The organism is Novosphingobium sp. (assembly GCF_965229225.1).
Lineage (GTDB): Bacteria > Pseudomonadota > Alphaproteobacteria > Sphingomonadales > Sphingomonadaceae > Novosphingobium.
This window is the reverse complement of record NZ_OZ245867.1, coordinates 3843147-3863882: the sequence shown is the minus strand read 5'-3', so window position 1 is coordinate 3863882 and position 20736 is coordinate 3843147. Positions and strand designations below refer to the sequence as shown.

At 63.5% G+C, this 20736-nt stretch carries 16 protein-coding genes and 1 pseudogene; 12 read left to right on the top strand and 5 right to left on the bottom strand.

Features of this window, described 5'->3' with window-relative positions; genetic code table 11:
• The first annotated feature begins 7 nt into the window (after positions 1 to 7).
• The gene (locus tag ACO06X_RS18140) at positions 8 to 2410 is read left to right on the top strand and encodes a TonB-dependent receptor (RefSeq protein WP_421837550.1); all 2403 of its coding nucleotides are present in this window, start codon (positions 8 to 10) and stop codon (positions 2408 to 2410) included.
• A 579-nt stretch (positions 2411 to 2989) separates the two neighbouring features.
• On the opposite strand, the gene ACO06X_RS18135 is transcribed toward ACO06X_RS18140, so the two are convergent.
• The 3 genes from ACO06X_RS18135 to ACO06X_RS18125 form a co-directional block, all read right to left on the bottom strand.
• The gene (locus tag ACO06X_RS18135) at positions 2990 to 4183 is read right to left on the bottom strand and encodes an IS91 family transposase (protein ID WP_421837549.1); all 1194 of its coding nucleotides are present in this window, start codon (positions 4181 to 4183) and stop codon (positions 2990 to 2992) included.
• A gap of 4 nt (positions 4184 to 4187) precedes the next feature.
• Complete coding sequence (locus ACO06X_RS18130; protein ID WP_421837548.1) at positions 4188 to 5093, bottom strand: tyrosine-type recombinase/integrase; 906 nt, start codon at positions 5091 to 5093, stop codon at positions 4188 to 4190.
• Between the two features lie 150 nt (positions 5094 to 5243).
• A complete protein-coding gene (locus ACO06X_RS18125) occupies positions 5244 to 6989 on the bottom strand; it encodes a strawberry notch C-terminal domain-containing protein (protein WP_421839947.1) in 1746 nt (581 codons plus the stop codon).
• A gap of 164 nt (positions 6990 to 7153) precedes the next feature.
• Here ACO06X_RS18125 and ACO06X_RS18120 point away from each other — a divergent pair, with 164 nt between their 5' ends.
• The 5 genes and pseudogenes from ACO06X_RS18120 to ACO06X_RS18100 form a co-directional block, all read left to right on the top strand.
• The gene (locus ACO06X_RS18120) at positions 7154 to 8701 is read left to right on the top strand and encodes a tyrosine-type recombinase/integrase (protein WP_421837547.1); all 1548 of its coding nucleotides are present in this window, start codon (positions 7154 to 7156) and stop codon (positions 8699 to 8701) included.
• The gene (locus ACO06X_RS18115; protein WP_169495462.1) at positions 8695 to 9609 is read left to right on the top strand and encodes a tyrosine-type recombinase/integrase; all 915 of its coding nucleotides are present in this window, start codon (positions 8695 to 8697) and stop codon (positions 9607 to 9609) included. Before ACO06X_RS18120 ends, ACO06X_RS18115 begins: the two co-directional genes overlap by 7 nt.
• The gene (locus ACO06X_RS18110) at positions 9606 to 10610 is read left to right on the top strand and encodes a tyrosine-type recombinase/integrase (protein WP_421837546.1); all 1005 of its coding nucleotides are present in this window, start codon (positions 9606 to 9608) and stop codon (positions 10608 to 10610) included. The genes ACO06X_RS18115 and ACO06X_RS18110 overlap by 4 nt, the downstream gene beginning before the upstream one ends.
• A 156-nt stretch (positions 10611 to 10766) precedes the next feature.
• Positions 10767 to 12503: a strawberry notch C-terminal domain-containing protein gene (locus ACO06X_RS18105; RefSeq protein ID WP_421839946.1), complete on the top strand. Its 1737-nt coding sequence runs from the start codon at positions 10767 to 10769 to the stop codon at positions 12501 to 12503.
• Positions 12504 to 12599: 96 nt separating this feature from the next.
• Positions 12600 to 12862: pseudogene (locus ACO06X_RS18100) on the top strand (transposase); the annotation flags it as partial.
• A gap of 167 nt (positions 12863 to 13029) precedes the next feature.
• Here ACO06X_RS18100 and ACO06X_RS18095 read toward each other — a convergent pair.
• Together ACO06X_RS18095 and ACO06X_RS18090 are read right to left on the bottom strand one after the other, a co-directional pair.
• Positions 13030 to 13356, bottom strand: coding sequence for a 2Fe-2S iron-sulfur cluster-binding protein (locus ACO06X_RS18095; RefSeq protein ID WP_349022660.1), 327 nt, complete (start codon positions 13354 to 13356; stop codon positions 13030 to 13032).
• Positions 13357 to 13385: 29 nt separating this feature from the next.
• On the bottom strand, positions 13386 to 14663 hold the full coding sequence (locus ACO06X_RS18090) for a cytochrome P450 (protein ID WP_349022659.1): 1278 nt from the start codon (positions 14661 to 14663) through the stop codon (positions 13386 to 13388).
• 112 nt (positions 14664 to 14775) lie between these two features.
• On the opposite strand from ACO06X_RS18090, the gene ACO06X_RS18085 reads away from it, so the two are divergent.
• The 6 genes from ACO06X_RS18085 to ACO06X_RS18060 are packed head-to-tail and all read left to right on the top strand — an operon-like array spanning position 14776 to position 20731.
• Complete coding sequence (locus tag ACO06X_RS18085) at positions 14776 to 15603, top strand: FadR/GntR family transcriptional regulator (RefSeq protein ID WP_421837545.1); 828 nt, start codon at positions 14776 to 14778, stop codon at positions 15601 to 15603.
• Between the two features lie 12 nt (positions 15604 to 15615).
• On the top strand, positions 15616 to 16755 hold the full coding sequence (locus ACO06X_RS18080; RefSeq protein WP_349022657.1) for a nitronate monooxygenase: 1140 nt from the start codon (positions 15616 to 15618) through the stop codon (positions 16753 to 16755).
• Between the two features lie 16 nt (positions 16756 to 16771).
• Positions 16772 to 17947, top strand: coding sequence for a thiolase C-terminal domain-containing protein (locus tag ACO06X_RS18075; RefSeq protein ID WP_421837544.1), 1176 nt, complete (start codon positions 16772 to 16774; stop codon positions 17945 to 17947).
• A complete protein-coding gene (locus ACO06X_RS18070; RefSeq protein WP_349022655.1) occupies positions 17944 to 18420 on the top strand; it encodes a Zn-ribbon domain-containing OB-fold protein in 477 nt (158 codons plus the stop codon). The genes ACO06X_RS18075 and ACO06X_RS18070 overlap by 4 nt, the downstream gene beginning before the upstream one ends.
• A complete protein-coding gene (locus ACO06X_RS18065; RefSeq protein WP_349022654.1) occupies positions 18417 to 19640 on the top strand; it encodes an acyl-CoA dehydrogenase family protein in 1224 nt (407 codons plus the stop codon). The genes ACO06X_RS18070 and ACO06X_RS18065 overlap by 4 nt, the downstream gene beginning before the upstream one ends.
• Positions 19640 to 20731, top strand: a complete 1092-nt coding sequence (locus ACO06X_RS18060; RefSeq protein WP_349022653.1) for an acyl-CoA dehydrogenase family protein — start codon at positions 19640 to 19642, stop codon at positions 20729 to 20731. The genes ACO06X_RS18065 and ACO06X_RS18060 overlap by 1 nt, the downstream gene beginning before the upstream one ends.
• The last annotated feature ends 5 nt before the right edge of the window (positions 20732 to 20736 follow it).

Here is a 20736-nt window from a genome sequence, read left to right as displayed (position 1 = left end):
AGGTAAAATGACAAAATCCGATCACAAATTCGCGCTTTCCAGCCTGCGCTTCCTGGCCAGCGCCTCGCTGCTCGCCATGATGGCACCGGCGGTGGCCGCCCATGCCGAGACCGCGGCGCCCGAAACGAAGGCAGCCGAGACCACCGCGCCTGACGGCGAGATCACGGTTACCGCCCGGCGTTCGACCGAGCGGCTGCAGGATGTGCCCGTGGCCGTGGCTGCCTTTGGCGCAGAAGCACTCACCGAGCGCCGCATCAGCACCGAACTCGATCTGCAGTTTGCAACTCCAGGCTTGACGGTGCGCTCGGCTGTCTCGTCCAACCAGATCAACTACGCGATCCGCGGCCAGTCGATCGACGGCTTCTCCTTCTCGTCACCGGCAGTCACGGCCTATCTGAACGAAGTCCCGACCGGCGGCACATCCGGCACCGCACTGTTCGATCTGGAATCGCTGCAGGTCCTTAAGGGCCCGCAGGGCACGCTGTTCGGCCGCAACGCGACAGGCGGCGCAGTGCTATACGCCTCGCAGAAGCCGACGAACGAGTTCGGCGGATACCTCAAGGGCGGTTATGGCAATTTCAACAATGTCGAAGTCGAAGGCGCGATCAACGTGCCGCTCGGCTCGGGCATCGCCCTGCGCCTGTCTGGCCGGTCGCAGACCCGCGACGGCTTCCAGACCAACCTGATCGACGGCAACCGGGTCAATTCGATCGACGCCCAGGTCGGCCGCGCCAGCTTGCTCGTGGCGCCGGAAGGATCGCGGTTCAGCAACCTGACGGTCGTCCAGCGCGGTCACTACGGCGGCAACAACGGTTCGCTGAGCATCCAGAACGCAAACGGCGTGAATGGCGCGCCATCCACCTATGTCGATCCCGCGGACGGACTGACCAAGCCGCTCGTCACTGTGATGCGCGATTTCCATGCTGCAGACGCGCTTGGCGCCGGCAAGGGCAGCTCGACCGACCCGCGAGTCAACGCGCTCTACAACGGCATCACCGACTACCTGACCAAGCGCGCGGCAGGCCAGGCCGGCGGTTTCTACGACGTCTCGATCAACCGCGACCAGAAGCACCGCGCCAACCAGATGTTCGTGTCCAACACGACCAGTTTCGACGTTTCCGATGACATCACGCTGAAGAACATCTTCGGCTACAACAAGGTGATGTCGGAAGACTTCATCGACGTTGACGGCAGCCCGTACGAGTTCTTCGGCGCCAACGGTGGCCCCGCGCAGACGAAGTGGGGAGAAAATTTCAGCGGCAATGGCTATATCTTCGGGACGCGCCAGTGGTCCGACGAGCTCCAGCTTTCGGGTAAAGTCGGCAAGCTGAAGTTCATCGCCGGCGGCTTCATCTCGCGCGAGGAGACGCTGTCCTACATTCCGGTCACAATCGTGCCGGATCTGGGCGCGCCCTATCTCGGATCCTACGACAGCACTTCAGATGACCGCTCACGCGCGCTTTACGCGCAGCTGACTTATGCGGTTACCGACCGGCTCAACCTGACGGGAGGGCTGCGCTACACTTGGGAATCCTACCGCATCAAGTTTGCGCCCTCCACTGCGGGCGATCCCAAGCTCCTTGGCGCAGTCGCGCCTGGCCGGCTTGACGATTCCAAGCCGAGTTGGCTGGTCGGCCTCGACTTCAAGGTGACCGACGACCTGCTGCTCTACTTCAACCATCGTGGCAGCTGGCGCACCGGCGGTTTCAACGGGGCTTCGGGGGCACGCTTCCCCAACGCCGACTCGTTCAAGCCCGAAACCACCTATGATTTCGAACTTGGCGCGAAGTTTTCGGGCAATCTCGGGCCTGTTCGCACGCGGCTCAACATCGCGGTCTACGACCAGTACATCAAGAACGTGCAGCGCACGATCTACCTCAACAACGCCGCGAATGCCGGCAACGTGAACAAGGCCAGAGTGAGCGGCGTCGAGATCGACGGCAATTTCATCCTGTCGAAGTGGCTCGAGGTGGGTGGTGCCTATACCCACACCAACGGCCGCTATACCGACAACAGGGCCACCTTGGGGGTGACGAGCTATCTCTTCGCGCCCTATGCCGACGCGCCGAAGAACACCGGCTCGTTCTATGCCCGCGCTTCGACCGACCTCGGAGACCTCGGCAATGTGGCACTGCGCGGCGAACTCTATGCGCAAAGCCATTTCTACTACAGCAACCTTGATGCCACCGTGCTGCCGGGAACGCGGATCGATGGGTATCATCTGGTCAACCTGCGCGCGGAATGGAACGAAATCCGCAGTTCCAAGGTCAATGCAGCGCTTTACGTCAACAACCTGACCAAGTCCAAGTACTACACTGGCGGTATCGCTCTGGGCCAGGTGACCGGCACGAACGCGACGATCCCGGGTGCCCCGCGCATGTACGGCTTCGAACTCAGCGTGAAGTTCTGATCGCCTGATTTGAACTGTCAGCGGATGCGGGCATAGCGCCCGCATCCGCTGGAGCGCACAGCGGATTGCTGACTTATCCCTGCCGTCGCTAGCTTCTACCCAAGCGATGGCAACGCTGGTTCAACGAAAATAAGCAGCCTTTCCTTCTGACGGTTTTCGGCAGACTTTCAACCAACACCGCAACAGCGCTCTGATCACCTGCTCGCGCCTCGATCAATTGAAGTCTGGCGACCGGTTCCGGCGTGACCAGACCTTCAAGATATGGTCGGGAAATGTCCAACTGTGCGAAGGGTTTCGGGCGCTTGCGTACGAAAGCCTCCAGTGCAGGAACCCGCGGGCCCCGGGCGCTGGTCTATGGGTAAAGCTACTTTGGGATGGTCCTTGTGGGTGAGCGCTGCCGGTCCGGCAGTGCTCCGGGCGACCTGATCGAAGTGATTTTGGGCGGTGTCACATGGCTCCTGGCGTTGGTTTGGCCGGCCGATATGCCCTTAGCCCAAGGTAGTCCTGGGACAGGCATGCGCTGGACCATCGGCCAGGACGCTATAGGCGCAACCGTCGTGCAGGCTGAGCCATGCCGGATCATGGCGCATTCTCCCGGAGAGGCGGTGCCGATGACGGCGGCGCACGGGGCTGGCACCACCGGGCGAAGGACTCGATGATGGTCATGTGCCCGCCGCAGCATGGACAGGGCGGGCGATGATCGGGAGGTTCGTCGGGTTCGGGTTCCTCGGCTGGCGCCGCCACGCCCAGCAGCCTGCGGGCGAGCGCCATGGTGTCCTTGTGGGTTGAACTGGCGAGCAGACCGTAATGCCGGATGCGGTGGAAGCCGCGCGGCAGGACGTGGAGCAGGAAGCGGCGGATGAACTCGTCGGTCGCCAGCGTCATGACCTGCTGCCGTTCGGCCCCGTCGCGGCGATAGTCCTTGTAGCGGAACGTCACACCGCCCTCGTCGAAGGCGATGAGCCGCCGGTTCGAGATGGCAACGCGGTGGGTATAGCGCGCAAGATAGGCCAGCACCGCCTCCGGCCCGGCGAAGGGCGGCTTGGCATAGACCACCCAGCGCTTCTTACGGATGGGCGAGAGATGGCGCAGGAAGGCCTTGCGGGCGGCAAGGTGGGCCTGAGCGCCGAAGAAGCCCAGCTTGCCGGCATCGAACAAGGCCAGCAGGCGCGTGAGGAACAAGCGGCGGAACAACGCTCCCAGCACGCGGGCCGGCAGCAGGAAGGCTGGCCGCGAGGAGATCCACCGCGAGCCGTCCGGAGCGATCCCGCCGCCGGGCACGATCATGTGCACGTGCGGGTGGTGGGTCAGTGCCGATCCCCACGTGTGCAAGACGGCAGTGATGCCGATCCGCGCGCCGAGGTGCCTGGGATCGGCGGCGATGGTCAGCATCGTGTCGGCCGCCGCGCGGAACAGCAGGTCATAGACCGCCGCCTTGTTCTGCCACGCGATATCCGCGACCCCGGCAGGCACGGTGAACACGACGTGGAAGTAGCCGACCGGCAGCAGATCGGCCTCGCGCGCGGCCAGCCAGGTGCGCGCGGCGGCGCCCTGACACTTGGGACAATGCCGGTTGCGGCACGAGTTATAGGCGATCCGCCAGTGCCCGCAGTCGTCGCAGGCCTCGACATGACCGCCCAGGGCAGCGGTGCGGCAGGTCTCGATCGCCGTCATGACCTTGAGCTGGCCGAGGCTGAGATGCCCGGCATGGGCTGCGCGATAAGCGGGCCCGGCGCTGCGGAAGATATCGGCGACCTCGAGTGAGGAGCGCACCGGTTCAGCCCGGGGGCGCTCTGCCCTCCATCACGGCTACGATCTGGTCGAGCGGGCTGGTCACCGCCCGCATGGTCTTGCTCGAGACCTGGGCGTAGATGCCGGTCGTGTTGATGTTCACGTGTCCCAGCAGGACCTGGATGACGCGAATATCGACGCCCTGCTCGAGCAGGTGAGTGGCGAACGAGTGCCGCAAGGTGTGCGGGCTTACCCGCTTGCGGATCTCGGCACGCTCGGCCGCCTCCTGCACCACGCGGTGCAACTGGCGAGCCGAGACCGGATCCGTGCCGCTGCGGCCGGGGAACAGCCAGCCATGGGGCAGCATCACGCCGCGCCGCTTGCCTTCGCGCCACCACTGCCGGAGCAGGTCGAGCAGATGCGGTGAGAGCATGGCATTGCGGTCCTTGCGCCCCTTGCCCTGCTCGACACGGATCAGCATCCGGGTGCTGTCGATGTCATCGACCTTGAGGTGGGCAACCTCCGAGACCCGCAGACCCGCGCCATAGGCCACGCTGAGCGCTGCCTTGTACTTGATGCCTGGCGCCGCCTCGAGCAGCCGCGCGGTCTCCTCGACGCTCAGGACCACCCGCAACTTGGGCGCGACGTGAATGACGACAAGCCCCAGCGCCATCTCCGGCCGCCTCAGGGTGATACCGAAGAGGAACCGCAGCGCCGACACGGCCCCATTGATGGTCGCGGGACCAACGGCACGTTCATGCTGATCGAGCTGGAAGCGCCGGAGATCTTCGAGGGTGGCCGTATCGGGGGGCTGACCAAGAAAAGCAGCGAAGCGCCGGACGTGGCGGATGTAATCCTTCTGCGTGTGCTCCCCAAGCCCACGCATTTGCATATCCTGCAGCATCCGCTGGCGCAGCGATGCGTTCGGGGCGGCGGTCGTGACAGCATCCATCGTGAGTTCCTTTGCGTTGAAGGAACTCCACGGTCGCAAGGCGACCCTGCCGCTCGCAAAGCCTGAACAATACTACGCTACATCACCCCAAGCGACCCTCCCGCGCAGCGGGTTCGTGCTCTGGTCGAGCGCGGACTCGGCAACGTACGATCAAGCGCCAGGCGCTTGATTTGACAACCTGCTGACGATCTCAGCACTCCCCTCCCGCGGAACAAACAATCGCGTCTGGAACCGGATGATTTCCGTGAAGCAGCCCTGGGCTTTATACCAATCCAAGCGGCTGGCCGACCAGCCGGTGAGCTCAAGCCGCTGGGCGCTGTTGACGAGGCTGCGCTTGAGCATGAGCGGCTCACGCGCCTTGACCGGCATGGCGCGCCCGCTCGCAAGGACCGCCGCGACGAGGCTCTCAGGCGAAATGTCAGGCCGTGCATCGAGACCCAGAGCGCAGCAGATCTCTCCAACAGCATGCAGCGGAACTTCGCGCCCCAGCAGCGAGCGCCCGTCTCGCGCGGAGATTCGGCTTACCCGGACATGGTCGGCTGGCAGCTTGTCCCAGACGGGAAGGAGCAATCCAGTGGCGAGATGGAGCCGCTCCCGCCTGAGCGACGAGAGTGCCTCTTCGACCTCGGCCTGCCAGGCTGTGCGGAAGGTCGGTTCGTCGATGCCCTCCCAGCTGCTTTCGGCAAGCTGGTCGGCGGTGAGGTAGCTTCGCTTCAGGGGACGCACTAGTTCGTGACGCACGATCCGGCTGCCGTCGTCCGCCAGAAGGCTGCGTGCGGGGACCTGCAGAGCAGCACGGCCCGAGCGCGTGTTGCGCAGGAACCGATGACGATTGCCCGATGCCCCCTCCAGCTGATCGAGCCGCTCCAGCGTCAGCGGTTTGAGCGCACGGGCTATCTCGAGTTCGAGCAGGTGGGTTGTGGCCCCGGACACATTGTCGGTCCTGAGGAGAGTGTCGGACAGGACCTCGAAGCTCTCGACCGCGATGGTCTCTAACCCGAGATCGAGCGTGCCAGCAGTTCGAGCCGCATCGATCCGCGCTTCGACCAGGCTGAGGAACTCATCAAAAATCCCGTTCTGCAAACCGATCGGGAGAGCGAGAATGCGATTGAGCCAGCGCTGGATCGTGGGGAGGTCGTCGACCATGCCGCCATCAGGCCCCTCGATCCTGAGACCGGTCAGATCCTGGAAGCGTGCGAGCCCCACGGCGTCAAGTTTGCCCTGGAAAAGCAGGCCGAACCAGCGGCCCAGCGCATCCTTGGCGTAGGTGCTTTCGAGATTGTCGGCGGGGTCGAACAGGTTCTGCCCGCCAGTCTGGCGCTGGCCGCGTGTGAGTGCGCCAAGGCTGTCGAGCCGCCGGGCGATCGTGGAGATGAAGCGGCGCTCGCCGCGCACGTCGGTTGTCACGGGGCGGAACAACGGGGCTGAGGCTTGATTGGTACGGTTGGTGCGGCCGAGCCCCTGGATGGCCGCATCGGCGCGCCAGCCCGGCTCGAGCAGTAAGTGAATGCGCCGCGCCTGGTTCCTGGCGGCAAGGTCGGCGTGGTAGCTGCGGCCCGTGCCTCCGGCATCCGAGAAGACAAGGATACGCTTGTCACCATTCATGAAGGCCTGCGTCTCGGCCAAGTTCGCGCGCGGGGTGCGCGACTGGAGCTTCTGCCGTCCGTCAGACCCGATGATGAGACGCCGCGTCCGGCCCGTCACTTCGGCGACCCTGTCGGTGCCGAAGCGTTCGATGATCGCATCGAGCGCGGTTGCGATGGGCGGCAGCGCGCAAAGCTGCTCGACCATCCGGTCGCGCGCAGCGAGCGCCGCCTGGCAGAAGACCGGGCAGCCTTGCTCGTCGCTCATCGGTTCGGAGCGGGGATTGCCATTCTCGTCGGTGAAGACCGCCATCAGCCTGACGGGAAAGCTCTTCATCAGGTAGTCGACGACGTATTCTTTGCAGTCCGCCATTATCTCGAGCGGAGCGGCAGGAGGCTCGGATTTGCGTCGCTTTGTCATGATTTCACTCCAGATAATTACAGGTTCTTCGACCCCAACAAGTCGAAGGAACCACGATGCCAAGAAGATCATTTTGTTCGTTTCGGCCTGCGCCGAGCAGGGTCGAGGATCCGCCCAGTCCCGACACACTATTCACCGCATTCCTCTCCTCTCTGTCCGTGGACGAAGGAGCGGCCAGTGCAGTCCTGTACGGTGCAGCGGTCCGTCATTTCCTGCACTGGCTGGAGCTGAGGGGGATTATAGTCGGGGAGATCGACGATGCTGTTGCCCGCCGTTTTGAGAAGCATCGATGCCGATGCGCAGGCTACTCGGCACAAGAACCTGACTACAAAGCCGATCTTGCAGCGCGCGTCCGGCGTTTCATTCGGTTTCTTGAAGATCAGGGTTACATCGTTGTCGCTGACGGGATCGACGAGCTGGGGCGCCATTTCGCCGACTATTCGGATAACATCGACGACCTCCAACTCGCTCCGGGAGTGTCGCAAAGCTACAGATCGGAGGCTGAGCACTTTGCCGCGTGGCTCCGCATATCCAGACGACGCTGGGATGATGTCGACGACAAGATTATCGGCCAGTACGCGGTGCATGATTGTCGCTGTCCGGTCTGGCGCAAGCGAGGCAAGCTAGTCCCATCGGGGGCGAAGCGGCGGCGGCGATGTGCTCGGCATTTCGTCGAGTTTCTGCGCCACAAGGGTGCCATCCCTTCGATTCAGCCAGTGACCGATGCTGACCCGCATATGTCGGCATACCTCGCCTGGCTTCTACAGCACCGCGGTGCCAGCGAAGAGACGATCCGCCGCTACAAGGCCGAGATCGCTCGGCTCATGCCCATATTGGGCGAGCCGGCACAATGGGATGCGGCCGCTCTCAGGCGCGCGTTCGAACGACGAAGCAAGGAGACGCCCGGTTCTGCGTCACTTCTCGTCACCATCATAAGGAGCTTCATTCGATTCCTGATCGTGCAAGGCGACTGTCAGCCTGCGCTGTTGCACGCGATCCCCTCGGTCCAGCGATACCGTCTTTCGGCGCTACCCCGCCACGTCGACCCGGCAACGATCGAGAAGATCATTGCGGCTTGTCCGACGGATCGTCCGGTGGAAGTCCGCGATAAGGCCATCATTCTCCTGCTCGCTAGGCTTGGCCTGCGTGCCAGTGATATCCGGGATTTGCGCCTCGACGACATCGACTGGCGCTCCGGTCATCTGACAGTGAAGGGTAAGACGCGGCGGCCAGACCGGCTGCCTTTGCCGCAAGACGTTGGCGACGCGATCCTGGATTACATTGTCGCGGCCCGTCCGAAGTCCGTCGATCAGCACGTGTTCTTGCGCTCGCAAGCCCCGTTCCGTTCATTCCGTTCGCCCGCCGAGATTGCTGGAATCGTCGCACGCACGCGAGAGCGCGGCGGGATCGAGGGGGTGCCGACCGGGTCGCACATATTCCGACATTCGCTTGCTACCAACTTGCTACGCGCCGGCGCAGGCCTGGAGTCCGTCGGGACCATCCTGCGTCACAGCTCGCCCGAGACCACTGCCATCTACGCCAAGGTCGATCTGCCGATGCTCATGAAGATCGCGCAGCCCTGGCCGGGAGACTTGCCATGCTGAGCATTCACATTTCCAGATACGTAGCCCTTCACCGGAGCCTGGGGCGGAAGTTTGCCGAACAGGAGCGATTGCTGCGCCTCTACGCGGCTTTCGCCGAAGTGGTCGGTGACCGATATACCAAGGTCGAGCGGATCTACGACTGGTGTCACACATCGACATCGCAGTATGTGGCCCAGACCCGGTTCAATACCGTTCGCAACTTCAGCCTGTTCGCTCAGGCCGAGGATTTGCAACACGAAGTTCCGCCTGCTGGCGTTTTCGGTCGGGGCAAGAGACCACGGCCAACGCCGACGATAATTGAAGCCCATCAGGTCCAAGCGATCTTGACGGCAGCATTGAACCTGCCGCCCCGGGGCACGATCAGCCCTTTCACGTACCATTACCTCTTTGGGTTGCTGGCGGCGACAGGGCTCCGGATATCCGAAGCGCTGGCTCTGCAGTGCACTGATCTGGTCGAGGATGGCCTGATCATCCGCAATGGCAAGTTTGGCAAGCAGCGGCTCATTGCCGTGCAGCCGTCGACCCGGCAGGCGCTCGAAGCCTATCTTGCCACCCGGGCAAGGCTCGGTGCCACCGGCAACGACCTCTTCGTGACGATCCGGGGACGAGCACCCCACAAGGTACGCGCCCATGTCGTGTTCGTGAGGTTGGCCCGGCAGCTCGGATATCGTGGACCAACCGGAACAGCCGGCATGCGGCTCCACGATTTGCGGCATACTTTCGCCGTGCGCTCACTGGAGTCGTGTTCGCCGGATAGAGAAGCCGTGGCGCATCACATGGCAGGGCTTAGCGTTTATCTGGGGCACGCCTCGGTCGCCAACACCTATTGGTATCTCGAAGCCACTCCGGTGCTGCTGCGCGACATTGCGGTCTCGAGCGAACATCTATTCCTGGGAGAGGCGGCATGACGGCTCTTGCTCCCCATCTATCAGCATATCTGCGCGAACATCTTCCGCGGGAACGCGCAGTCAGTCCGCACACGGTGAAGACCTACGCCAACTGCTTCGTTCTGCTGGTAAAGTTCGCCGCCGATCGATTGAAGCGTCGCCCGACGAATCTCGAGATCGAAGATTTCGGCACAGACATAATCATGGCCTTCCTGGACCATGTCGAGACCGGACGTGGCAGTTGCGTGCGCACGCGCAATGGCAGACTCGCCGCGATCCGATCCTTCTTTCGGTACATCGAGTATCGGCTTCCAGCCTGTCTGGACCAGGCCCTTCGCGTTCGAGCCATTCCGACCAAGAAGACCGACAAGGCGCTGATCGACTACCTCGATCGAGCCGAGATCAAGGCATTGCTCGACGCTCCTGATCCCCGGACACGCCTCGGCACCCGTGACCGCGCGATGCTGCATCTGACCTATGCCGCAGGACTCAGGGTGTCGGAACTGGTGTCGCTACAGTTGCGCGATTTCCCGGACCGCTCGCTGTCCACCGTGCACATCATGGGCAAGGGCCGCCGGGAACGGGTCTTGCCCCTATGGAAAGAGACTCAGTTTGCATTGCGCGCCTGGCTGGCGATCCGCCCGCAAGTGCAGGCAACCGAGATATTCCTTAATGCGAACGGGCAGCCTTTAACTCGCGATGGCTTCGCGTTCCGCTTGGCCGAACACGTCAAGACTGCCGCGGCAAAGCAGCCGTCGATTCATCGCAAACGGGTCACGCCCCACGTGCTGCGTCATTCCTGCGCAATGCACACACTCGCGGCGACCGGGGACATCCGCAAGGTCGCGCTGTGGCTTGGCCATGCCAGCATCCAAAGCACCGAGACCTATCTGCGGGCCGATCCCGAGGAAAAGCTGCAGATCCTCGAGGCCCACGGCGCCCCTGGCATCAAACCCGGGCGCTTCAAGGCGCCAAGCGATGCCTTGATCACCATGCTCACCGACGTTCGGAGGCGGGCCTAGCCCGTTGCCGGACATTCCCCAAACACTCATATTATCTGGAGTGAAATCATGACAAAGCGACGCAAATCCGAGCCTCCTGCCGCTCCGCTCGAGATAATGGCGGACTGCAAAGAATATGTGATAGACTACCTCACCAAGAGCTTCCCGGTGCGGCTGATGGCCGTGTTTACCGACGAGAACGGCAACCCGCGTTCCGTGCCGATGAGCGACGATATTGGTGCGCCGGTGCTGTGCCGCTCCGCGCTCGCCGCCCGCGATCGGATGATCGAACAGCTCTGCGCGCTGCCGCCAATTGCGACCGCGCTCGACGCGATCATTGAGCGGTTCGGGGTCGATCAAGTCGCCGAAGTGACCGGCAGAAGCCGCCGACTGATCGTCGGGAGCGATGGACGCCAGAAGCTGCAATCGCGAAAGGCCAGCGCCAACGTCGCCGAGACCCAGGCATTCATGGATGGGAGCAAGCAGGTTCTGGTCTTCTCCGATGCTGGCGGGACCGGGCGCAGTTACCATGCCGATCTTGCTGTGAAGAACCAGGCGCGGCGGGTGCACTTCCTGTTCGAACCGGGCTGGCGCGCCGATGCCGCAATTCAGGGACTCGGGCGGACCAACCGCACCAACCAGGCATCCGCGCCGCTGTTCCGGCCGGTGACCACCGATGTACGCGGAGAGCGGCGGTTCATCTCGACAATCGCGAGGCGGCTCGACAGCCTCGGCGCCCTGACCCGCGGCCAGCGCCAGACGGGCGGACAAAACTTGTTCGACCCTGCCGACAATCTCGAAAGCAGCTACGCCAAGGAGGCGCTTCACCGCTGGTTTGGCCTACTGTTCACCGGCAAGCTCGACGCCGTAACACTTGGTCGGTTCGAGGAACTGACGGGACTCAGGATCGAAGGATCCGACGGATCGATGGTCGACGATCTTCCGACGATCCAGCGCTGGCTCAATCGGCTCCTCGCGCTGCCGATCGCCCTGCAGAATGGCATCTTTGACGAGTTCCTCGGTCTCGTTGAAGCGCGGATCGATGCTGCCCGGCAAGCGGGCACGCTCGACCTCGGGGTCGAGACCATCGCGGTCGAGCACTTCGACGTCTTGTCCGACACGCTGCTGCGCACTGACGCGCTCTCGGGCGCGACAACCCATCTCCTCGAAATCGAGATCGCCCGCGCACTGAGGCCGTTGGTGCTCGCGCGTCTGGAGGAACTGCACGGCCTGACGGGCGAGCGGCAGCGCATGATGCGTAACAGCCGCTCGGGCCGGATCGGACTGCTTGTCCCGGCACGCAGCCTGCTCGCCGATGATGGGGCGCGGATCGCGCGCTTCGAACTCGTCCGGCCATTGAAACGCGGCTACCTCACCGCCGATCAACTGGGCGAGAGCAGTTGGGAGCCGACCGACGCGGCCGAGTTTCGCCGTCTCTGGCAAGCCGAGGTCGATGAGGCCGCCACCAGCCACAAGCGCGAACGCCTTCACCTCGCGACCGGGCTGCTGCTGCCGGTCTGGGATAAACTGCCATCCGACTACGTCCGTGTGAGCCGGATCTCGGCGCGCGACGGGCGCTCGCTGCTCGGCCGCGAGGTTCCGTTGCATTGCGTCCCCGAGCTCTGCCAGGCACTCGGCCTGGGACGCGAACATGCTTTCTCGGCCGAGCAGGTCGTCGAGGCTGTGCTTGCAGGGCGGCCGATGCAGGTGAAGGGACGCGAGACGCTCACACTCAAGCGCAGCCTGGTCAACGGTGCGCAGCGGCTCGAGCTTGCCGGTTGGTCAGCCGCGCGGCTCGATTGGTACAAAGCCCATGGCTGCTTCACCGAGATCATCCGCTACCAGACGCGATTGTTCGTTCCCCTCGACGGAGCAAGCAGTGTTCTGGCGCAAATCGGCGAATGCCCAAGCTAGTTGCCGGGCCTGGGCGATCGGGCCAGTTTCATGCCGAGTCTCCGGTCTGGAATTCGCCGCACCAGTCGCTTCCCTCCGACATGGCCCTGCACCAGGTTCCCCACCCAGCATCGCACGAAGTTGCACTCCAAGATTTCTCTTGAGCGCCTCAACAAGGAGGTCAAGCGGCGGCCGATATCATCGGCATCTTCCCCAACGAGAACAGCATCATCCGCCTCGTCGGTGCAGTCCTGCTGGAACAGAATGATGAGTGGCAGCTCCTGCACCACTAGATGCAGGTCGATGGCATGGCGGAGCTCAATCAACTCATGATCGAGGAGGAAGATCCGCACCTACAAATCACTGCAAAAGCCGCCTGACGAGAACCCCTGGCCAGCGCCAAAATCACGCCACATCGACGGACGAAACCCGAAATTTTAGGCGGCCTGCCTCGCCAATCCAAGACTCGTTGGCTGTTCTGGAACTAGCGATATCACCGCCCGATGCGGTGTATTCGGCACACCTAGTTCTCGCCATAACCGCGCCGTCAGTACTGCTGCTCCGGGACATGGAGGACAAGCCCGTCAAGCCGATTATCAAGCGTGATCTGGCAAGCCAGCCGGCTTTCATCCGTGGTTCCCTCGGCAAACTGAAGCAAATCGGCCTCCATACTGCCATCGGCAAGGCATCCGACCCGGTCGATCCATGTTGGATCGACATGGACATGACATGTGGCACAAGCGCACTGGCCACCACAATCGCCGTCGATTCCCGGGACATCGTTGAACAGTGCCGCTTCGCGCGCCGTCATACCGGATGCGATTTCAACGGGAAACCGGCGACCATCATGGGCAACAAAGGTGACCTTGACCATAGAACTGCAACTTTCCTTTGGCGCGGAAATCAGTGCGCGTGAAGTTTGACCGGCAGGCGGGTGATGCCGCGAACAAGGTTTGACAGCAGTCGCTCGGGCTCGCCAACGACCTCCACGAAGTGGAAGCGCTTCTGGATTTCTTCCCAGATGATCCGAAGCTGCAATTCGGCCAGGCGGTTGCCCATGCAGCGATGGATGCCGTAGCCGAACGAAAGGTGTTGGCGCGGGTTCTTCCGGTCGATGATGAACTCCTCGGGCCGGTCGATCACCGTTTCGTCGCGGTTGCCCGAAAGATACCACATGACGACTTTGGCACCCTTGGCGATGCGCTTTCCGCCGATCTCGCTGTCTTCCAGCGCGGTTCGACGCATGTGGGTGAGCGGGGTCTGCCAGCGTATGATTTCGGGAACCATGCTGCCGATCAAGGCGGGGTCGTGCCGCAACTTGTCATACTGATCGGGATGCCGGTTCAGCGCGAGAACCCCGCCGCTGATCGAATTGCGGGTAGTGTCGTTTCCGCCCACGATCAGAAGCAGCAGGTTGCCCAGGAATTCGAGGAACGGCATTTCGCGCGTGGCGCGCGAATTCGCCATCATCGAGATCAGATCGTTACCTCCCGGCTGGTCGATCCGCTGGTCCCAGAGCCCTTTGAAATACATCGCACACTCGATAAGCTCTTCGCGGCGCTGCTCGAAGGTGTCGACTATTCCTGCCCCCGGTATCGCGGTCGTGACATCGGACCAGCGGGTCAGGCGTGCCCGCTCATCCCAGGGAAAATCGAACAGGGTTGCCAGCGTCATGGTGGTCAATTCGACCGAAACGCTCTGGACCCAGTCGATCTCCTCACCGACTGGCAGCGAATCAAGAATCGCACCGGCACGTTCGCGGATTACGGGTTCGAGCAGCAGCAGGTTCGACGGCGCCACTGCCGGAGTGACCGCCTTGCGCTGCGCGTCGTGCTTGGGCTGGTCCATCGCGATGAACATCTCGAGCTCGAGATTGCTCTGGTCACTGTGCATGTCCTGGATCGCAATCCCGCCGAGCTTGGCTTCGGATGAAAACGCCTTGTGGTTGGTATCGACCGCCATGATGTCGTTGTATCTGGTGATCGACCAGTAGGGTCCGTAGGCGCTTTCGGCGCAATAGTGGACCGGGTCCTCACGCCGCAGCCGCTCGAAAAAGGCCCCGACCTTGTCGCTCTGGAACAGGCTCGGGCGAGAAACGTCGATTTCCTCAATAGGTATGTTGGCCACAGCCCGGGCAAGCTCGGCCTCGTCCAGATCGGTTGGAATTGCCTGTGTGGCCATGATCGCCTCCCTCAGCACAGTCTGCTTTGGGCTGGATAAGGGCGAATCGCCGATGCGTCAATAAATAGTATAAGGGATTGATTGGCAATCGTCGATATAGGTTGATATAGGGGTGCGTGTTGACAGCGTTTTGATTAATTCTTATCAGAATATGGTGCGATCCGGTCACAACCCTGTCCGCCCGGCGGTACCCGCCGCAAGCTTTGTTCAGATCAAGGCCAAGCGCGCCCTGTTGCTTGCCCGCGAGATTGTCGAAGACATCGAGAGTAACGCGCAGGGGCCGGGTGATCGGCTTCCCCACGAGCATGCCATGCTGGCACGCTACGATGTGGCGCGCGCCACGCTGCGCGAGGCGCTGCGTTTTCTCGAATTGCAGGGTGTGATCCATCTCGCTCCGGGTCGGGGCGGCGGACCGGTTATCACCCGTCCGCAGACCGCAGATTTCGCCAGCTCGATGGCGCTGGTTTTGCAATTCATGGATACCGACCTTCGGGCGCTGCTCGAACTGCGCGAGGCGGTTGCCCCGATGGTTGCGGCGCGGGCTGCGGAGATGGCTACCGTTGCCGATCTTGCCGCGCTCGAGGATTGCCTGGCACAACTCGAGCGTGAGCGCGACGGACCGGGATTCGAGGAAACCAATCGGCGATTTCACGATCTTCTGGGCTGGGCCAGCGGAAACCCGGCCTTCGGTCTGCTGGTCTCCGCTTTGCACCTGTTGACCCGCAGCATGTCAGTGGGTCTGGGCTATTCGGTACAGGAGCGCGACGCCCAGTTGAGGTGCCTCGGCCGCGTGCTTCACGCCGTGCGGATGCGCGACGCTGTGGGTGCCCGGCGCCAGATGGAACGGCTGATCGATGGATCTACCCGCTATCTGGCAGAGCGCAGTCCCGATCTGCTCGCGCAAAAGGTCCGCTGGGGGGACGCAAGCCGGGAAACTTGAAGGAGAGAGACAATGGCTTTGAACAGCCGCATTTGCGACTTGCTGAAGATTGAATACCCGATCGTCCTCGCCGGCATGGGTGGGGCAAGCGTTCCGGCGCTGGCGGCTGCGGTTTCCAATGCTGGCGGGCTTGGCGTCCTGGGCGCCGCAGCCTGCGCGCCCGAGCGACTGCGGGAATGGATTCGCCAGACCCGCGAACTGACCGACAAGCCGTTTGGGGTCGATACCCTGCTGCCGGCTTCGGTGCGCCGGGGCAAGCCTCCGCAAAGCGGTGCCGCGCTCGCCGATCCGATGGCGCTGGCGGCCGAATACCGCGAGTTCGCCGAGGATTTCATGGCCCGCGAAGGATTGGCTAGGGCAGATGGCGAGGCAGTAAGGCGCGCGATTGGCGGGCGCGATGCCGAGGGCGGTCCGCCGTTGTTCTCAAAAGAGTTCTTCGAAGCGCAGATGGAAGTGGTGATCGAGGAGAAGGTGGCGGTCTATGCGGCTGGCCTTGGAAATCCCGGCCCGTGGATGGACCGGCTCCATGCCAACGGGACGGTCGTCATGGCGGTGATTGGCAAGGTCAAGCACGCGCAGCAGGTGGTCGAAAGCGGTGTCGATGTGATCGTCGCCCAGGGCCACGACGGCGGCGGACACAATTCACCGATCGGGACAATATCGCTGATCCCGCAGGTGGTCGATGCCGTGGGCGACCGGGTGCCGGTGCTGGGCGCAGGCGGCATTTCCGACGGACGCGGGGTGGCCGCTGCCTTCATGCTGGGCGCGGAAGGCGCCTGGGTCGGCACGGCGTTCCTTGCCACCGAGGAGGCGGGGATCGAGGACTTCCAGAAGGAGGCGATCGTCGATGGCGGAGATGCCGATACCGTGGTCAGCCGGTCGATCACCGGCAAACCGGCGCGGATGATCCGCAACAAATGGGCTGACGCCTGGGTTGCGGCCGGCAAGGAACCGCTGCCCATGCCTTATCAGTCGATGATCTCCGGCCCGGTTATGGCCGCAGGCATCCAGGCCAGGCGCAAGGATATCCTGCCTGGCTTCGCCGGACAGGGGATCGGCCTGATCCACGCGGTGCGCCCTGCCGCCGAAGTAATGGCCGACCTGGTTTCTGAAGCCGAACGCGCACTCGCGCTTGCCAGCCGTTTCCGCTGATACGGGGGCGAGGCGCATGACCGGATTTTCCGACAAAGCCGCAATTACCGGAATTGGCGAAACCGATTTCGTCAAGGGCACCGAACGCAGCGCGGTCGACATGATGCTGGAGGCCTCGCGCCGCGCGATCGCCGACGCGGGACTGAAACCGGGCGACATCGACGGCATGATCCCGCCGCCGGTTTATACGACGTCCGAGGAGTTGGCCGCCAACCTGGGGATCGATGTGTTGCGCTATGCCGCGACGGTCCACATGGGCGGTGCCAGTCCGACGACTGCGTTGCAAAACGCGGCCATGGCTATCGCTGCGGGCCTGTGCGACCATGTCCTTGTCACCCTTGGTTGGAACGGGTTTTCCGCGCTGCGCCCCAAGCCCGGCGCGCCGCCGACCCGGTCGATGAACATGACCACGCTGACCAACACGATCCAGGGCTATTACATTCCCTATGGCGTTTTTCTGCCGGTGCAGATGTATGCTTGGCTGGCGACCCGCCACTCCCGGCTTTACGGGGTTGGACCGGAGGCGATGGGCGCGGTGGCGCTGGCCTGTCGCAAGCACGCCCAGCTAAACCCCAAGGCCTTCACCTACGGTCGCCCGCTCGACTGGGATACCTACGCCACATCACGCTGGATTTCCGAGCCCTTCCGGCTTTACGACTGTTGTCTTGAAACCGACGGAGCCTGCGCTGTGGTGGTCTCGGGGATCGACAAGGCGCGCGACATGCCCCACGTGCCGGTGACGATTGCCGGGGCGGCGGAAGGGCACCCATATCCGGCCGACGACATTCCCTCGCGTCCCGATCCGTTCAAGATCGGGCTTTCCTACGCCGCTCCGAAAGCTTTCGCGATGGCCGGAGTGACCCGTGAGGACATGGACTTCCTGCAGATCTACGACTGTTTTACCTACGTGGTACTGCTGCAGCTGGAAGCGCTGGGTTACTGCGAGCCGGGCGGGCAGCTCGATTTCGTAAGGGACGGACAGATCGAACTTGGCGGGCGCTATCCGCTCAACACCCACGGCGGGTTGCTCAGCGAAGCGCATGTCTGGGGCCTCAACCATGTGGTCGAGGCGGTCCGCCAGCTGCGCCACGACTGCGGCGATCGGCAGGTCGAAAACGCCCAGACCGGCCTGGTCACCGGCTGGGGCGATCTGGGCGACGGCAGCATCGCCATCTTGCGGAGGTTCACATGAGCCACGATGCAGAACTTCCTCCCAAGCAGCGGCCTGATGCGCAGACCCGGCCAGCCAAGCCGCGGCCGCGTCCGCAGGACCCCGTAGAGCAGGAATTCTGGCGGCTGTGCCAGGATGGCCAGCTGCATTTCCAGCGCTGTTCCTCCTGCGGCACCTGGCGCCATCTGCCGCGCTACATGTGCGCCCGCTGCGGTTCTCCCGAGTTCGCCTGGCAGCCCAGCACCGGTAGGGGCACCTTGTTCTCATGGACCGTCACGCACCAGGCCCTGCACCCGGCATTTGCCCACGAAATCCCGTTCATTGCGGCCTTGGTCGAGCTGGAGGAAGGGGTGCGCATGGCGACCCGGCTGATCGAATGCACTGTGGATCGGATCGAACTCGACATGCCGGTCGAACTGACCTTCGAGCCGCTGGGGGACGATTTTCGGCTGCCGGTGTTCCGGCCGGCTGCGAGTGGAGAACACGCGCCATGAACCTCGAATATGGCCCTGAATACGAGCGCTTCCGCGCCGAAGTGCGCGATTTTCTGACCCGCAATGGCCACCGCGCCCCGGAACCGGCCCAGCGTGCAGCGCGCCCGACGGCCGAAGCGGTCGTCTGGCAGAACCTGCTGCTGGAACGTGGCTACACCGCGCGGACCATTCCGCGCGAATATGGCGGCTACGGCGCCGCGCCCAACATCCTGGAAGCGCGGATCATCGCCGAGGAGTTCGTCCGTGCCTCCGTGCCTGGCGGGCTGTCGAACCAGGGCATCTCGATGCTGGTTCCGACCCTGCTCGAACTCGGCACCGAGGAGCAGAAGCGCCGCTGGATCGAACCCACCCTGCGCGGTGAGATCGTCTGGTGTCAGGGCTATTCAGAACCCGGCGCGGGCTCCGATCTGGCCAGTCTGCGCACCAGCGCCCGCGAGGAAAACGGCCACTTCGTGATCAATGGACAGAAGATCTGGACCAGCACCGCGCGGCAGGCCGACATGATCTTCTGCCTGGTGCGGACCGAGACCGAGGCACCCAAGCACGCGGGCATTTCCTATCTGATCTTCTCGATGGACCTGCCGGGGATCGAGGTCCGCCCGCTCAAGACGATGACCGGGCACGCTGAATTCAACGAGACGTTCTTCACCGACGTGCGGGTGCCGGTCGATCAGATCGTCGGCCAGCGCGGCCAGGGCTGGTTCGTCGCCAATGCGACGCTCGGCCACGAACGCGGGATGCTGGGCGATCCCGATGCGCTTGAAAGCCGCCTGCTGGCGCTGATCAGGCTGATGCAGGAGGAGCAGGTCGGATGCGCTCGCGCGATTGACAATCCCGTGCTGCGCGACCGTCTTGTTGCCCTGCAGGCGGAAGTCGCGGCGATGAAATACAACGGGATGCGCGTGCTTTCCAACCAGCTCAAGGGCGATCCGGGAGGCATGGCCAAACTGATCGTCAAGCTGCAGAGCTGCGAACTGGCGCACCAGATCTCGGCTCTTGCGATCGACGCCATGGGCGAACTAGGCATCCTGTATGGAGGCAGCCCGCGCGAACGCGAAGGCGGCAACTGGCAATGGAACTACATGTTCCAGCTGGGGCTTATCATCGGCGGCGGCACCGCGCAGATCCAGAAGAACATCATCGCCGAGCGCGGCCTCAACATGCCGCGCGAACCGCGACTTGCGCTCGACGCCGCCCAGAGCCGGAAGGAAGTCGCCTGATGGATTTCGGTCTTTCACCCGAACAGGAAATGCTCAGGGACACGGTCGGACGCTGCCTCTCGGAAATCTGCCCGCTCGATCACGTGCGCTCCTGCTTGGATGCGGGCAGTGCGGTCAGCGACCAGGTCGCGGCTGCGCTCCATGATATCGGGCTGACCGGCCTGATGGTACCCGAAGCGCATGGCGGGCTTGGGATGACACTGCTCGATGCGGCGGTGGCGGCCGAGCAGCTTGGCCGGGCAGTGGCTCCCGCGCCGTTCCTGGCGCGCAGCGTGCTCGCCCCGCTGGCGCTGATGCTGGCGGGTTCGGAGGCGCAGCAGGACGAATGGCTGCCCCGGATAGCTTCCGGCGAAGTGCGTTTTGGCGTTGCGATCGGGGGCATCGTCGAGGAGCGCGATGGCGCGAAGGTCAGGGCCGGTGACGGCAGGCTGACCGGCACCGCGCTGTTCGCGCTCGACCTTGCGGGGGCAGACCATTTCATTGTCGCCGATGATTCAGGGAGGCTTCATCTGCTTGCCGCAACGGCGACCGGGGTTGAACGGATCGCCTTGCAGACCATCGACGCAACCCGCAGCGTCGGCGAGTTGCGGCTGACCGGCGCACCGGCCGAACCCCTTGCCGACGATGGCGGCCTGGCAGCGCGGCGGCTGCGCGACGCTGGGCGGGTCTTGCTTGCAGCGGACAGTCTCGGGGCGGGCGAGGTGATGATCGAGAAGGCGGTCGCCTATGCCGGAGAGCGCGAGCAGTTCGGGCGGGTCATCGGCAGCTTCCAAGCGGTCAAGCATATGTGCGCAGAAATGGCCGCTCGGCACGAACCGTGCCGCGCTCTGGTGTGGTATGCCGCGCACGCCTTCGACGCCGTTCCCGAGGCGGCGGCGCTTGTGGCCTGCCACGCAAAATCGCTCACTGGTGAGGTCCACCGCTTCGTGGCGCGAACCGCGACAGAGGTGCACGGCGGGATGGGCTTTACTGACCTGCTTGGCCTGCACTTCTGGTTCAAGCGGATCGGCTTCGACCGCCAGGTGTTTGGCGGACCGGAGCGAGTCCGGTTCGAAGCAGCGCAGCTTCAGGGATTGACCGCAACTACATAGAACGA